The organism is Xanthobacter sediminis (assembly GCF_043195015.1).
GTDB lineage: Bacteria > Pseudomonadota > Alphaproteobacteria > Rhizobiales > Xanthobacteraceae > Xanthobacter.
In genome coordinates this window covers 122276-137272 of sequence record NZ_JBAFWH010000005.1, presented here as the reverse complement: position 1 = coordinate 137272, position 14997 = coordinate 122276, and the positions used below count along the sequence as shown (strand labels likewise).

General features: G+C 71.5%; 10 protein-coding genes and 1 tRNA gene. 6 read left to right on the top strand and 5 right to left on the bottom strand.

Annotated features, from left to right (window positions below; genetic code table 11):
* Positions 1-39: 39 nt before the first annotated feature.
* Positions 40-113: transfer RNA gene (locus V5F61_RS08590), tRNA-Gln, on the bottom strand.
* A 224-nt stretch (positions 114-337) separates the two neighbouring features.
* Here V5F61_RS08590 and V5F61_RS08585 point away from each other — a divergent pair.
* Positions 338-547: a hypothetical protein gene (locus tag V5F61_RS08585; protein WP_393989133.1), complete on the top strand. Its 210-nt coding sequence runs from the start codon at positions 338-340 to the stop codon at positions 545-547.
* A 92-nt stretch (positions 548-639) separates the two neighbouring features.
* Here the strand turns inward: V5F61_RS08585 and pbpC are convergent, their stop codons facing one another.
* The 3 genes from pbpC to V5F61_RS08570 form a co-directional block, all read right to left on the bottom strand.
* Positions 640-2769 (bottom strand): penicillin-binding protein 1C, encoded by a 2130-nt coding sequence (pbpC, locus tag V5F61_RS08580; protein WP_393989132.1) that lies wholly within the window; start codon positions 2767-2769, stop codon positions 640-642.
* Entirely contained in the window at positions 2766-8063 is a 5298-nt protein-coding gene (locus tag V5F61_RS08575; protein ID WP_393989131.1) for an alpha-2-macroglobulin family protein, read from the bottom strand. Before V5F61_RS08575 ends, pbpC begins: the two co-directional genes overlap by 4 nt.
* Positions 8064-8329: 266 nt before the next feature.
* Entirely contained in the window at positions 8330-8908 is a 579-nt protein-coding gene (locus V5F61_RS08570) for a glycosyltransferase (RefSeq protein WP_393989194.1), read from the bottom strand.
* A gap of 205 nt (positions 8909-9113) precedes the next feature.
* Here V5F61_RS08570 and V5F61_RS08565 point away from each other — a divergent pair, with 205 nt between their 5' ends.
* From V5F61_RS08565 to V5F61_RS08550, 4 genes are all read left to right on the top strand, one after another.
* The gene (locus V5F61_RS08565; RefSeq protein ID WP_393989130.1) at positions 9114-9665 is read left to right on the top strand and encodes an RBBP9/YdeN family alpha/beta hydrolase; all 552 of its coding nucleotides are present in this window, start codon (positions 9114-9116) and stop codon (positions 9663-9665) included.
* 96 nt (positions 9666-9761) lie between these two features.
* Positions 9762-10511: a hypothetical protein gene (locus V5F61_RS08560; protein WP_393989129.1), complete on the top strand. Its 750-nt coding sequence runs from the start codon at positions 9762-9764 to the stop codon at positions 10509-10511.
* 82 nt (positions 10512-10593) lie between these two features.
* Positions 10594-11547 (top strand): ribose-phosphate pyrophosphokinase, encoded by a 954-nt coding sequence (locus tag V5F61_RS08555; RefSeq protein WP_393989128.1) that lies wholly within the window; start codon positions 10594-10596, stop codon positions 11545-11547.
* Between the two features lie 116 nt (positions 11548-11663).
* Positions 11664-13034 (top strand): alkaline phosphatase family protein, encoded by a 1371-nt coding sequence (locus V5F61_RS08550; RefSeq protein ID WP_393989127.1) that lies wholly within the window; start codon positions 11664-11666, stop codon positions 13032-13034.
* 125 nt (positions 13035-13159) lie between these two features.
* On the opposite strand, the gene V5F61_RS08545 is transcribed toward V5F61_RS08550, so the two are convergent.
* Positions 13160-14134, bottom strand: coding sequence for a LysR family transcriptional regulator (locus V5F61_RS08545; RefSeq protein ID WP_393989126.1), 975 nt, complete (start codon positions 14132-14134; stop codon positions 13160-13162).
* 109 nt (positions 14135-14243) lie between these two features.
* Between V5F61_RS08545 and V5F61_RS08540 the strand changes: the two genes are divergently transcribed.
* A complete protein-coding gene (locus V5F61_RS08540) occupies positions 14244-14942 on the top strand; it encodes a pirin family protein (RefSeq protein WP_393989125.1) in 699 nt (232 codons plus the stop codon).
* The last annotated feature ends 55 nt before the right edge of the window (positions 14943-14997 follow it).

Below are 14997 nucleotides of genomic sequence, written 5' to 3'. Positions count from 1 at the left end.
TTACGGCGCCATCTTTGCGGATTGTTCTTTAATTTCAACTGGCTGGGGGACCTGGATTCGAACCAGGATTAACGGAGTCAGAGTCCGCGGTTCTACCGTTGAACTATCCCCCACCATCTCGCCTGCCGCCGCCGACCGAAGCCGGAAGGACGGGGGTTCGAGGTGTTTGCCCGTGGGCAGGGGCGCTTAATACGCAATTCGCCGGGGGCGGTCCAGCCCCTTTTTGAATCATCCACAGGCCCGCACTCATACAGGTGGCGCAATGGTGCCATGCACAAGCCCCCCTGTTGCGCCGCATCTCTCCGGCCTATCTGTGCGTAAGCTGATGGAGTTTGAAATGGCTACCGTTCACGCGAGCGCCCCCGAGGGGCACGGTTTCGTCGCGCGGGTTGGCGCTGCGATGTCCGAGTTTTTCGCGGCTGTCGTCAACGCGCGCCGGATGGCGGATCGCTACGAGGATCCCACCCACCTCGGCAACAGCGAGCGAGAGTTCATGGGCCTGCCCCGCGAGGACGAGCCGGACACCACGCTCCATCCGCGGCATTGAGTTTCGGCCGGCGATGCCGGCCTGTTCCAAGTTTCGTTTCCTCCCGAGGACTTGTCCCGCTCATCCATGATGGGCGGGATTTTTCTTGTTTCCTACTCCACCCGCACGGTCACGCTGTCGGCCCGGCCGGTGGCGTCGATGACGGTGATGCGCGCGAAGCCACGCCCGGCCGGGTTCCAGAACAGCACCCGCCGGTCCTCCGCGCGGGCCGCGGGGCGCCCATCCACCAGCAGAGTCAGCGGCAGGGTTCCGCCCTCCACCTTCACGGCGAAGGCGCCCTCCTCGCCCGGCGCCTCCTCTCCCGCATTCTCGCGCGCCACGCGCGCACCATCGGGCGGGTAGACCACCTGCATGGCCCGCCCCTCCCCCGCCCCGCCGAAGTGGCGCTGGGGCGGCGGCAGACGCGGATTGGCGGCCACGAGCGTGCCGCGCGGCGCGGGGCCGAGGGCCGCCGGGGTGCGCACGATACGGGCGAAGGCATCGAACAGCAGCGGCGCCGCCGCGCTGCGGCCGGTGAGATCGGCCACGGCCTGCCCGTCGGGACGCCCGACCCATACCGCCACCGTGCGCCGGCCGTCGAAGCCCACCGCCCACGAATCGCGATAGCCGTAGGAGGTGCCGGTCTTGAAGGCGATGCGCCCGCCGAGCGCGTTTTCCGGCGCCGGCGTGCCGCTGAGGCAGTGGCCCACATACCAGGCCGCCACCTCCCCCACGAGTCGGGCGTGCCGGGGCGCCGCCAGCGCCCCGTCATCGCGGCGGTAGACGAGGGGGCGCGCCTCTCCGCCGCGCGCCAGCGCCGCATAGAGCATGGCGAGATCGGTCAGGCGGATGCCCACGCCGCCAAGGCCCATGGGCAGGGCCGGCGCGGCGCCGGGGGGCAGTTCCAGCCGGGCGCCGGCCTCCTTCAGGCGGCTGGCGAGGCGCTGCGGCCCCACCGCATCCAGCAGGCGCACCGCCGGCACGTTCAGCGAAAGCTGCAGCGCCTTGCGCACGGAAAGGGTGCCCTGGAAGGCCCGATCGAAATTCTCCGGCCGCCAGGCACCGAAGCGCACGGGGCGATCCTCGATCAGCGTCTCCGGGTGGGCGATGCCGTCGTCGAAGGCGAGGGCGTAAATGAAGGGCTTGAGGGTGGAGCCGGGCGAGCGCACGGCGCGGGCGAGGTCCACCTCGCCGGCCCGGGCACGGTCCGAGAAGTCGGCCGAGCCCACATAGGCGCGCACCTCGCCACTCTCGTTGTCCACCACCAGGAGCGCGGCGGAAAGGCCTCGGCCCAGCGCCTGCGCGCGCTCACGCACCAGCGCCTCCAGCCGCTCCTGGAGCGGGCCGTCGAGGGCGAGCGAGTGGCGGCTCAGGCCTGGCCGCTCCGCCACCATGTCCTCCGCGAGGTGCGGCGCGAGGCGTGGCAGGAACCGGCGGCCGTGCGGCACCGGCTCGGCCTTCGCCACCCGCGCTTCGTCGGCGGAGACGACGCCCTCCCGCAGCAGCCGGTCGAGCACGCGGTCGCGCGCCGCGCGCGCTGCCGCCGGGGCGCGATCCGGCCGGCGCGCCTCGGGGGACTGGGGCAGCGCCACCAGCAGCGTCGCCTCGCCCAGGGTGAGCCGTCGCGGCTCCCTACCGAAATAGGTGAGCGCGGCCGCCCGCACGCCCTCGATATTGCCGCCGTAGGGCGCGAGCGTGAGGTAGAGCGAGAGGATCTCAGCCTTGGAGAGGCGCGCCTCCAGTTCCAGGGCGCGGCGCATCTGGGCGAGCTTGGCCGGCAGGGTGCGCGGCCGCGGCGGTTCCAGCAGGCGCGCCACCTGCATGGTGAGCGTGGAGCCCCCCGACACCACCCGCCCGGCCGTGAGCCCCTGCCACGCCGCGCGCGCCATGGCCACGGGATCGACGCCGCCATGGTCCGCGAAGCGCTTGTCCTCATAGGCCGCGATGAAGGTGACGAGGCGCGGGTCCACGTCCTCCGCCGTCGCGGCGAGGCGCCAACGGCCGTCGGCCAGCGCGAACGGGCGCAGCAGCCGGCCCTCGCGATCCACCACCTCGCGCGAGACGGGCGGATGGGGCGCGGGCGGTGCCGCCCCCCGCAGCCCGGCGAGCCCCGCCACCGCGCCGCCGCCGATGAGCGCGAACGCCACCGCCGTCACCGCCGCGAGGCGCGCGGCGAGCGGAGGACGGCGCCCGGCGCGGGCGGGGCAAGCGCCTTCCGGGTTCTCGGGTCCGGGCGCGGTCATCGGGCCGGGGCCACCTCCACAATGCCGGCGCCGGTGCGGGCGAAGCGATCGGGACGGTACATGTCCTCCACCACCGCCGGCGGGTGGGCATAGCGGCCGGGCGAGACCGCCCGCACCACATAGGCCACCACAAACGGGCCATCCCCCTCCTGCCGCGTCACGGCGGCGACGAAGCGGTCGTCGCGGAACTCCACATGGCTCGCCTCGCTGGTTTCGTCGAGCCAGGCGAAGCCGCCGTCCCCGCCCTGCACGAGGCTGGGGTTCTCGATCTCGAAGCCGGCGGGCAGATAGTCCACCAGGAGAATGTCGGCGAGCGCGCTCTCGGTTTCGCTCACCCTGAGCACCACCGCGAAGCGCTGGTTCTGGGTGGCCTTGGCGGGATCGGCGGGCTTGCCGTCGAGGGTGTAGTAGCTCCGCTCCAGGTCGAAGCCGTGGGCGATGGCCGGCTCGGCGGCTGCCGGTGCACCATTGATGGAAACCACCACCTTCACCGGCGCCGGTCCGGCGTTGCGCAGGGCGAGCGGCCCGCGCTCCAGCTCCGCGCGGGAGAGGGTGCGGCCGAACACGCCCCGCTCCCCCGCGCCGTTCACGTCCAGTGCCATGGCCTTGGCGCCATCCACGAGCGAGGCGGCGGCGAGGATGAGCCACGCATTCTCCTGGGTGGAGGTGCGCTCGGTGCGCACCCGCGCGGCATCCACCCGGGCGAGGGCGATGTCCGCATACTTCTCCATCCCCGCCTCGCGGGCGAGCACGGTGAGCGCCGCCGCGTCGCGCAGCACGGAGCCGAAGTCCGCCCGCCCCGCCACCGGATCGGCGGGAGTGGCGGGCAGGCCGTCCAGCGCCACGGTGAACACCCGCTCGGCGCGCGTGCGGTCGCCCAGCAGCGCGAGGGCGGCCGCCACCTGCGCCTGGGCGAGGGGGCCGGTGAGGTTCTTCAGCCGCGTGTCCGCGATGTAGCGCAGGTCCCCCAGCGGCGCGCGGCCGTTGCGGGCGAGCACGTAGAGCGCATAGGCGAGCCCCTCGGAGGTGGACTGCATCTCCGCCCCCGCGAGGTTCACCGTGTTGCGCAGCCGGTCGAGGGCGAGGGTGAACGCCTGCTCCGGCACCGCGAAGCCCTTTTCCCGCGCGCGGGTGAGGAAATCGGCCACATAGGCGTCGAGCCAGGTGTCCTCGCCGCCGGCGCCCCACAGGCCGAACGAGCCGTCCGCGCCCTGGCGGGACATCAGCCGGGCCACGGCGTCGCGGATGCGCCCGTCCGCGCCCGGGTCCGGCGCGCGGCCCACGAGGGCGGAGAGGTCGTTGTAGGAGAGCAGCGGCAGGGCCCGGCTGGTGATCTGCTCGGAGCAGCCGTAGGGATAGCGGTCGAGGGCCGCGAGCAGGGCCGGCACGTCGATGGCGCTGTCGGGCGTCACGCTCACCGCCACCGCGCCGGTGCCGGGCAGCAGGTCCGCGAGCAGCGCCTTGGAGAGGGTCAGGCTCTCGCCCGGTGCCAGGGTGCGCACGGTGCGCCGCTCGATTTCCGGATAGGCGGGGCGCACGTTCAGCGCGAAGCTGCGGGTGATCTCCACCCCCTGCCCGGAGAGCTTCACGTCGATGGTGGCCGGGCCCACGCCCCGCCCCTCCACCGCCAGCCGCACCGGCAGGCGCTGCTTCTCGGCCAGCGTCACCTCCGGCGCCGCCTGGGGCACGGCGGCCGCCCCGGTGCCGGTGACATCGAGGCGATAGGCGCCGGCCGGCGCCTCCACATTCGTGAGGTCGAGGGTCAGGGTCGAGCGGTCGCCGGCGGCGAGGAAGCGCGGCAGGGTGGCGAGCACCACCACCTTGTCGCGCACGGTCACGTCGGCGGAGGCGTGGCCCAGCTTGTCCGCGCTCCAGGCCATGGCCATGAGCCGCACCGTGCCGTCGAAGGCGGGGATGGGGAAAGTGACGAGGGCGGTGCCATCAGCCGCCACCGGCACGATGCCGGAGAACAGGGCCAGCGGCGCCTGGACGGGCGGGCTCGCCTGCAGCGCTGCCTCCATGCCGTCGCCGCCCGAGCGCAGGCGCCCGGCATTGCCCTGCATGCCGTCGATGAGCGCGCCATAGAGGTCGCGGATCTCGGGCGAGAGCCGGCGCTGGCCGAAGATCACCGCATCGGGCGCCGGCGGCTTGAAGCCGGTGAGGTTGAGGATGCCCACATCCACCGCCGCCACCGTCACGAACGCCTTGCCGCCCGGCTCCACGCCGGAGACGCGCACGGGCACGGCAAGGCTTTCGTTCGGCCGCATGGCGGCGGGCGGGGAAAGCTCCACCTTCAGGGTCCGCGCCTCGCGGTCCACGGAGAACCAGGCGAGGCCCAGGGCCCGCCCCGGCATGCGCCCGGCCGCCACATCCAGCGGCCGGTGCAGGAAGGCGACCAGATAGGCGCCGGGGCCCCAGCCCTCCGCCACCTTGAAGCTCACCTTGTTGGCGCCGGGGGAGACAGGCACCACCTTCTGCGCCAGTAGCCCCTCGTTCAGCACCATCACGGTGGCGGTGCCGGCGGTGCGGGCGGTGATGGTGGCCTCCAGGCTTTCGCCGGTGGCGTAGGCCTTGCGGTCGAGGGTCAGTTCCAGCTTGTCTGGCGTGTCGGCCGTGCCGTCGCCGCCGAAGCCGGCATCGAAGGCGAGGGAGGTGAGGGGCAGGCCGTCGCCGGTCACGTCGAGCCGGTAGCGGCCGTATTGCGTGGGCACCGAGAGCCGGGCCGGGCCGTCCGCCGGCACCGAGAGGCGCCCCTCACCCACGCGGGTCACCACCTTCACCGGCTCGTAGTCCCAGGAATTGCCCACCTTGTACCACTGGTAGCGAGTCTCGATCTTCGAAAGCCGCCAGCCGAGGTTGGGCGCGGCGAGCAGCTTGTCGTCGGCGCCGGCCACCACCACGTCGAAATTGGCCGTCTCCCCTTCCCGCACGCGGTCGGAGAAAAGGGGCTTCACGCCAATGGTGCTGCCCGCGGGAGCCACCGGCAGCACGATGGTGCGCTGCACCGCGCGCCCGCCCGCCTCCACGAGGCGCACCAGCGTCTCCATCTCCAGCGGCCGGTCGGTGCGCGGCAGGTTCGCGGCGGCCACCCGAAGCGTCGCCTTGCCGGCGACATCGGTGCGGGGCGTATCGGCCACCGGCTGGCGTTCCGGCAGCACATTGTCCTCGGCATTGCCGAAGCGGTAGCCCTCGAAGCCCCTGCGGTCCTGCGCGATGCGCACCTCGGTCTCGGCCTCCACGTCGAGCCCGGCGGCCGGGGCACCGAACAGGAAGCGACCCTCCAGCAGCACCTCGGAGGGACGGGCGCGGGAGAGCTTCCCATCCGGCGCGGAGAGGGTGAACTCCACCCGGTCCGGCACGTAGTCCTCCACCAGGAAGGCCGCCTCGCCGAGGGCGGGGAGCTTTGGATCGGTGAAGGCGCGCACGCGCCACGTTCCGGTCATGGCGCCCTTGAGCAAAGCGAGGTCCACCGCGCGGCCGCCGGCCGACTGGTCGGCCACCACCAGGCGGCGGTCCTCCACCCCGTCGGGGCGCTGGAGCACCAGGGTGAGCGGCACGCCCGCCGCCGCCCGGCCCTGGGCATCGCGCAGCAGCACCGTGAGGTGCACCGTCTCGCCGGAGCGGTAGACGCCGCGCTCGGGCGTCACGAAGGCGTCGAGGGCGCGCGGCGCCTCCCGGCCGGCGACGCCCCGGTCGGTGAGGTCGAAGGCCGTCTCCTTGAGGGAGAGGAAAGCGTAATCGCCGCTCTTGGTACGGGCGATCACCACTTCCGGCTCCAGTCCCGCCGGCCCGCGCGAAAGGCCGGCATCGAAGCGGACATGGCCGTCCGCGTCGGAGCGCGCCTCGCCCAGCACCTCGTTGGACTTGGCCACGAGCTGCACGCTGGCATCGGCCACAGGCTGGGCGGTGCCCAGCGCGCGCACCAGCACATGCACCCCGTCCTGCCCGGAAAGGGCGGTGAGGCCGAGATCCGAGACAATGAACCACTGGGTGGCCTCGGTGCCGTATTCGTCGTCGCCCAGCACCCGGTCGGGCTTGGCGGTCATCACGTAGACGCCCGGCTCCAGCTTGCCGGCCGCCTCGGTGATGGGCACGGCGGTGGTCACGTCGGCGTTGAGCGGGCTCTCGGTCTCCAGGATGCCGGAATAGACCGCGATGGCGGTGCCCGCCGCCATCTGTTCGCGCACGTAGGACTCGATGTTCTGACGGAACTCGCCCTGGATGGCGGTAGGCACCAGGGCCCGGTCGCCGATGCGCAGGATGTTCACCTTCACCGCCTGAGTGTTCACCGAAACCAGCGGAATGCCCTTCTGCCCGGTGCGCGGCAGCACATAATTGCGCCCCGTGAAGCGCACGGACGGCGCGCGGTCGCGCACGTAGAAGGAAAGCTCGACCGGCTTGCGCAGGCTCTCGCCATTGGCCGACGGCACGCCCGGGCGCACGCGCAGGGCGTAGCGCTCACCGTGCTTGAGGCCCTCGACGCAGATCTGCCGCGCCTCGGCGGTCACCGCCGGCTTGTCCATGCCCTCCACCTGGACGAAGGGCGCGAAATCCTTTCCGGTGGCGAGGTCTTCGGAAAACTGCACGCAGGCGCGCGGCGCCGCGGCGTCCGCCTCCACCGTGTAGTCCAGCAGGCGGAAGCCGTGCTCCTCCCTCAGCTTTTCATAGAAAGCGCGCTCCGTGGGGGCGTCGCGCAGGGCGAGGGAGGCCTTCATGGTCTCCAGCGCCGCGTTCCACAGGCCGCGCGAGGCGTAGAGGCGGCCCACCAGGGCCAGGGCATCGGCCTCCGCCGCCGCCGTGCCGGCCCGGCGATAGGAGATATAGGCGGCGGCGAGGGCGTTGTCGGTGAGGGCGCTCGCGTCCTCGTCCTCGCCGGGCTTGATGGTGGCGAGCGCGCGGGCGAGGCGCAGCCATCCCCCTGCATCCTGCGGCTGCGCCACGGCGAGGCTGCCATAGAGTGCGGCGGCCGAGCGCGCGTCTCCGCGCTGGAGCGCCTGGTCGGCGTCGCGGCGGACGCGGTCGAGCGGGGCGGAAGGCGGGCTCGCCTCGCGGCGAAGCTGGCGCTCGTAGCGCTTGGCGCCGGTCACGAGGTCCGCGCGCTGAAAGGTCTTCGCCGAGGCGGGGCGGACGGGCGCGGGAGCCGGCGCCTGCGGGGCCGCGGCAGGCGTCGAAACCGCCGCCGGCGGCTTGGGCTGGGCCATCGCAGGGGCGAGGCCGAAGGCGAGCGCACCGGCGCAGATGACGCCCAGGGCGCCCTTAAGGCCGCGTGCGGCAAGACGATGAGCGAATGTCATGGCCCCTCCCCCGATGTCGCGCATCGTGGCTCGAGGGGCATCGCGGTCGGGCGGGGTGCGGGGACCATCCGGCACATGGGCTCCCGCGCGACGCGACACACCCTCATGTCATCTGAAATGGCTCATCGGCACCCGCCCGCCGCCTGCGCGACGCAGGCCGGCCCGACCCCGCGCAGACATCTAGACGCAACGGCACCGCCCCGCCAAGGGGGAATCGTGCCCGAGGGGAAATCGCACTCCAGACAAACGGAAAGCCCTGAGCCGGCTCAGCCCCGTTCGGGCAGCAGGACGTGGGCGCGCAGCAGGTGAATATGGCGCCGGCCGATACGCGCCACCAGCCGCCGCTCGGCCTTCACGCCCGAAGGGTGGCCGCCCAGCCGGTCATAATGCTTGCGCGAGATCAGGAGGCCCTGGCCTGCATTGGGGAGCCCGAGCAGCGCCAGCCGCGCCGCCGCCACCGCCTCCCCCAGGCGGGGGCGCAGGCCATAGCCGTCCACCGCCAGGCGGAAGGTGGCCGCCATGCGCTCGGCCTGGCCGCGCCGCTCGGCGGTCTCGATGAAATTCGCCACCTCGCGCGCCCAGCCCTCCTCCAGGAAGGAGCACGGCGACAGGAACAGCAGCCACCGCCCGCGCGCGAGCCCCGCACCCTGGCGCAGGCGCACGCCCACGTCGCTCACGGAGCTGAGGAAGGCGCAGCCAGCGGCGTCGGCGATGGCGGCGGTGTCATCGGTGGACCCGCTGTCGACCAGCGTCACGTCGCGCAATACCCCGGCGGTCACGCCCTGCACCAGCGCCGACAGCACCGGCACCAGCTGGCGTTCCGAATTGTGGGTGGCGATCACCACGGACAGCAAAGGGCTCAGGCTCCCGCATTTTTATGACAGCTATACCGCCGCTGCGCAGCAACGTCGATTCCGCAATGCACACAAGGTGAAGGCCCCGACGCCGCAGCCTGCTCCCGCCCCCCGACTTTCTCCCGCCCGCCGGATATGGCAAGCGGGAGGTTCACCCTCGCGCATCCTTATCACGCATCCGCGCCGGAATATCCCGATGAAGTCGTCAGATACCACCATCCTCATCGTTCCCGGCTGGAACGGCTCCGATGCCGACCATTGGCAGAGCCGGTGGGAGAGCCGCCTCTCTGCCGCGCAGCGGGTGGAGCAGGCCGACTTCGCCCGGCCCGACCGCGCCGCCTGGACGCAGGCCCTGGGCGCGGCGGTGGCGGCCGCGGAGAAGCCGGTGGTGGTGGTGGCCCATTCCCTGGGCGTACTCACCCTGGCCCATGCCGCCCCCGAGCTGCCCGCCGGCAAGGTGGCGGGCGCCTTCCTGGTGGCGCCGCCCGATCTCGAAAGCACTGCGCGCGACCCGCTCTTCTCCTCCTTTGCGCCGGCGCCGCGCGCGCGCCTGCCCTTCCCTGCGGTGGTGGTGGCGAGCCGCAACGACCCCTATTGCGCCTATTCCCACGCCGAGGAGCTGGCCGCCGCCTGGGGCGCCGAGCTGGTGGACGCGGGCGAGGCGGGCCACATCAATGCCGATGCCGGCTTCGGCCCCTGGCCGGAAGGCTCCATGCGCTTCCTGGGCTTCCTGCGCGGGCTCGGCTGAGCATCCCCGCTGTTAACAGGGCCTTAACCGTTTTTCTGGACCCGCCCCGCGTTTGCCGCTACCTGTTTCCGGATCAGGCATCACGCGAGAGCCTCCATGCGGGAATCACAGGAACCGGCCGAACATGCGCAGGCGGGGCGGGCACGCGCCGCTGTCCTTTCCTTCGGCACCGTGTTCCGGGCCAGCATCCTGTTGACGAGCCTTGCGCTCGCCGCATGCCAGACCGACGGTAGCGGGATGGCCTCTTCCGGCGGTGGCCTCGCCTTCGTCTCCATCGACGGCCCGCCCAAGCCCACCTTCGACAAGCTGGTGGCCGAGCTCTCATCGGAGGCCCAGGCCCGGCAGGTGAAGGTGGCCGCCCGCGACGAGGCGAACGCCTATCGCGTGAAGGGCTATCTGGCCATGCACGTGGAGCGGGGCAAAGCCTCGGTGGCCTATGCCTGGGACGTCTACGACCAGAACAAGACCCGCGTCGCCCGCATCACCGGCGAGGAAAGCGCCGGGCCGGTGAAGGGCTCCACCGGCTGGGCCGCCTGCAACGACGCGGTGCTGGCGAAGATCGCCGACCGCTCCATGGCCGAGCTGGCCGAGACCCTGGGCGTCACCGGCACCGCTCCGGCGGGCACGCAAGCCGCTCCGGCCCCCACCGCTATTGCCACCGCCTCGGACACGCCGCGCACGGCCACGCCCGCAGCGGCGGAAGCCCCGGCAGCGCGGGCCCCGGCAGCGACCCAGGAAACCCCGGCCCAGGCCCCCGCGGAGACGCCCGAGCAGCCCGGCAGCAGCGGCGCCCCGGTGGCCGAAGTGACCACGCCGACACGTGCTCTCGCCTACGCGGCGAACTGATCCGCCGCTTTACAAGGTCCCGCACAGGCGCCTATCAGAGCAGCCCAAGCCTCAACGACCCGCGGTGCGGGTGGAGCGTCAGATGTCAGCGGAGAACGGTCCTATGAAGCTCGTCGCGGGGAATTCCAACCGCGCGCTGGCGGAAGCTATTGCCGCCTATCTCGCCACCCCCCTCACCAAGGCGGTGGTGCGTCGCTTCGCGGACATGGAAATCTTCGTCGAGATCCAGGAGAACGTGCGCGGCCAGGACGCGTTCGTGGTGCAGTCCACCTCGTTCCCCGCCAACGACCATCTCATGGAGCTGCTCATCATCATCGATGCGCTGCGCCGTGCCTCCGCCAAGCGCATCACCGCGGTCGTGCCCTATTTCGGCTACGCCCGGCAGGACCGCAAGCCCGGCCCGCGCACGCCGATCTCGGCCAAGCTGGTGGCCAACCTCATCACCCACGCCGGCGCCGACCGGGTGATGACCATGGATCTCCACGCCGGCCAGATCCAGGGCTTCTTCGACATCCCCACCGACAACCTCTATGCCGCCCCGGTGATGGTCCGCGACATCAAGGAGCGGTTCGAGCTCTCGAACCTGATGGTGGTGTCCCCGGACGTGGGCGGCGTGGTGCGCGCCCGCGCGCTCGCCAAGCGCATTGATGCCCCCCTCGCCATCGTTGACAAGCGCCGTGAGCGCCCCGGCGAGAGCGAGGTGATGAACGTCATCGGCAACGTGGAAGGCCGCCGCTGCATCCTGGTGGACGACATCATCGATTCCGGCGGCACCCTGGTGAATGCGGCCGAAGCCCTGCTCGCCCGCGGCGCCAGCGAGGTGCACGCCTACATTACCCACGGCGTGCTCTCGGGCGGGGCGGTGGCGCGCATCACCGCCTCCAAGCTGAAGGAACTGGTCATCACCGATTCCATCCAGCCGACCGAGGCGGTGCGCGTGGCGCGCAACATCCGCGTGCTCTCCATCGGCACCCTCATCGGCGAGGCCATCGCCCGCACGGCGCACGAAGAATCGGTCTCCAGCCTGTTCGACTGACGATACCTCCGGCAAGCATGACGTAGCGGAATAAGATTAGAACAATTCCAAGCGTCATCCGCCGGTCATGGGAGACGTGGAGGGTGCGCCGTCCTCGATCAGACGGCGACCTTCCCATGCGCATCCGTTCCCTGGCCCTTGCATCCACCGCAGCCTTCATGTTTGCCGGCGCCGCATCCGCCGGCGCGGCCGAGCCGCCGGCCGGCAAGCCCGGCCTGGAGAAGGTCGGCCACATCGTCGTGCTGTTCCTCGAGAACCGCAGCTTCGACAATCTCTACGGCATGTTCCCCGGCGCCAACGGCATCGCTGACGCCGGCGACACGGCCACCCAGACCGACCGCGACGGTAAGCCCTTCGACCAGCTTCCTCTGGTCATGAACGTGAACCTGAAGCCGGCAGTGGTGGACAACCGCTTCCCCGACGACCTGCCCAACAAGCCCTTCCGCGCCGACGCCTATGCGGGCCTGGAGCAGACCACCGGCGATCTGGTGCACCGCTTCTACCAGCAGCAGGAACAGATCAACGGCGGCAAGATGGACCGCTTCGCCGCCATCTCCGACGCCGGCGGCCTCACCATGAGCTATTACGATGGCTCCCGCCTGCCGCTGTGGCGCTACGCGCAGAAGTACACGCTGGCGGACAATTTCTTCCACGCGGCGTTCGGCGGCTCGTTCCTGAACCACATGTACCTCGTGTGCGCCTGCGCCCCCGAGTTCAAGAACGCGCCCGAGGGCATCCGCGCCGTGCTCAATGCCGACGGCACCCTCAAAAAGGATGGCGCCGTGACGCCGGACGGCTACGCGGTGAACACCATCTATTCCACATACACGCCCCGCCCCGCCGCCGCCAACGACCCGGCCAAGCTGCTGCCGCCCCAGGAAGCCACCACCATCGGCGACCGGCTGAACGAGAAGGGCGTCAACTGGGCGTGGTATTCGGGTGGCTGGAACGATGCCGTCGCCGGCCGACCGGACATGTCGTTCCAGTTCCACCACCAGCCCTTCGCCTATTTCAAGGCCTATGGCGACGGCACCGAGGCCCGCGCCCGGCACCTGAAGGACGGCGTGGACTTCATCGAGGCCATCAACAGCGGCACCCTGCCGCCGGTCTCCTTCTACAAGCCCATCGGCGTCGCCAACGAGCACCCCGGCTACACCAGCGTCCTCGCCGGTGACCGGCAGGCCGCCGACATCATCGCCATGATCGAGCGCAGCCCCATCTGGAAGGATACTGTCGTCATCGTCACCTATGACGAGAACGGCGGCTATTGGGACCATGTGGCGCCGCCGAAGGTGGACCGCTGGGGCCCGGGCATGCGCATCCCCACCCTGGTGATCTCGCCTTTTGCCAGGAAGGGCTTCGTGGACCACACCTATTACGACACCACCTCGGTTCTGAAGCTGATCGAGACCCGCCACGGCCTCGCGCCGCTGAACGAGCGCGACGGCAAGGCTGCCGACCTCACCAACACGCTTGAGCTGAACTGAGGCCGTTCGGCTCCGGTCCTCGACCGGGCCGAGCGGGTTGCTCGAACACCGCGCGGGCTGAACGGATACCATCGGCACCGGTCTTCGACTGGCGCCAAGAGGGTCCGCTCAAACGCCGCGCGGGCTCAGCTAGCGCCCCCGGCGGCCCCCACGGCGGGGGCCGCCTTCGGCTCCGCAGCCCACGGCGCCGCCGCCAGCCGCGCGGCCAGCACATCCACCACCGCGGTCACCCGCGCTGGGCGCAGGCCGCCCGGCGGCATCACGATGTTGAGCGCGAGGTCCGGCATGGACCAGCCCGGCAGGGCAGGCTCCAGCCGGCCGGCGGCGAGATCCTGCCACACCATGAACTCCGGCTGCACCGCCAGCCCCAGCCCGGCCAGCAGCATGGGGGTGAGCGCGTCGGCATTGTTGGCCCGCAGGGGCCCCGCGGGCGTCACCGTCGCCGTCTCCCCCGCCCCGTCCACGAAGCGCCAGCGGTCCGGCACCGGCAGGTAGGCATAGCCCAGGCACGCATGGCCTTCGAGGTCGCGCGGGTGGGCGGGCCGCCCGCGGCGCGCGAAATAGGCAGACGCCCCCACCAGGATGCGCCGTACCGCGCAGATGCGCCGCACCTTCAGGCTTGAAGACGGCAGCGTGGCGATGCGCAGGGCGAGGTCGAACCCCTCCCCCACCAGATCCACCACCGCGTCGCTCAGGTGCAGGTCCACCGAGAGCCTCGGGAAACGCGCGATCAGTTCCGGCAGCAGCGGCGCCACGTGGCGCAGGCCGAACGACATGGGCGCGGCGATGCGCACCACGCCGTGCGGCTCCACCGACTGCGAGACCGCCTCCGCCTCGGCCGCCTCCGCCTCGGCGACGAGGCGCGCGGCGCTCTCGGCGGCGGCGCGCCCGGCGCCGGTAAGGGAGAGACGCCGCGCGGTGCGGTGCATCAGCCGCGTGCCGAGGCGCTCCTCAAGCCGGCCGATGGCCTTGGAGACGGTGGCCTTGGACAGGCCCAGCTCGGCCGCGGCGCGGGCGAAGGAGCCCGCCTCCACGACCTTGGCGAAGATGGCCCAGCCTTCGAGATCCGGCAGGCGGTGAGGTGCACGATCGGAAACCATGAGTTTCCATTGTTTCCATTTTTGCGTTCGATGTTCAATGCCATATTCGCCGCAGTCCAAACGAGGACACCGAATGGCCCGTCAGTGAACGGGCGGAGAGGAGTTCACCATGATCGAACTGCGTCCCTTCGACCGCCTGGGCGGCGCCGACCACGGCTGGCTCGACACCAAGCATCATTTCTCCTTCGCCGACTATTTCGACCAGAACCGCGTCCATTGGGGCAACCTGCGGGTGTGGAACGATGACGAGATCGCCTCCGGCACCGGCTTCCCGCTCCACCCCCACCGCGACATGGAGATCATCACCTACGTGCGCGAGGGGGCCATCACCCACCAGGACGACCAGGGCAACCGGGGCCGCACCGAGGCGGGCGACGTGCAGGTGATGAGCGCCGGCACCGGCATCCGCCACTCCGAGTACAACATGGAGAAGGAGCTCACGAAGATCTTCCAGATCTGGATCATCCCCGAGGAGCGCGGCGGCGAGCCCCGCTGGGCGGCCCAGCCCTTCCCGAAGGGCGAGCGCGCCGGCCGGTTCGTCACCCTCGCCAGCGGCCGCAAGGGCGACGAGGGCGCTCTGATGATCCGCGCCGACGCCCGCCTGGTGGCGGCGACCATCAAGGCCGGCGACAGCGCCACCTACGCCGTCGATCCGGGGCGCCACCTCTATCTCGTGTCCGCCCGCGGCGCGGTGGAGGTGAACGGCATCCGCGTCAGCGAGCGTGACGGCGCCGCCATCCGCGACGAGGCGGCGGTGACCGTGAAGGCCCTGGACGACGCCGAGGTGATCCTGGTGGACGCGGCCTGAGCCGCGCCCTCGCACCGCCTCAAAAAGGAAAGGCCGCCCCGCTTCGCAGCGGGGC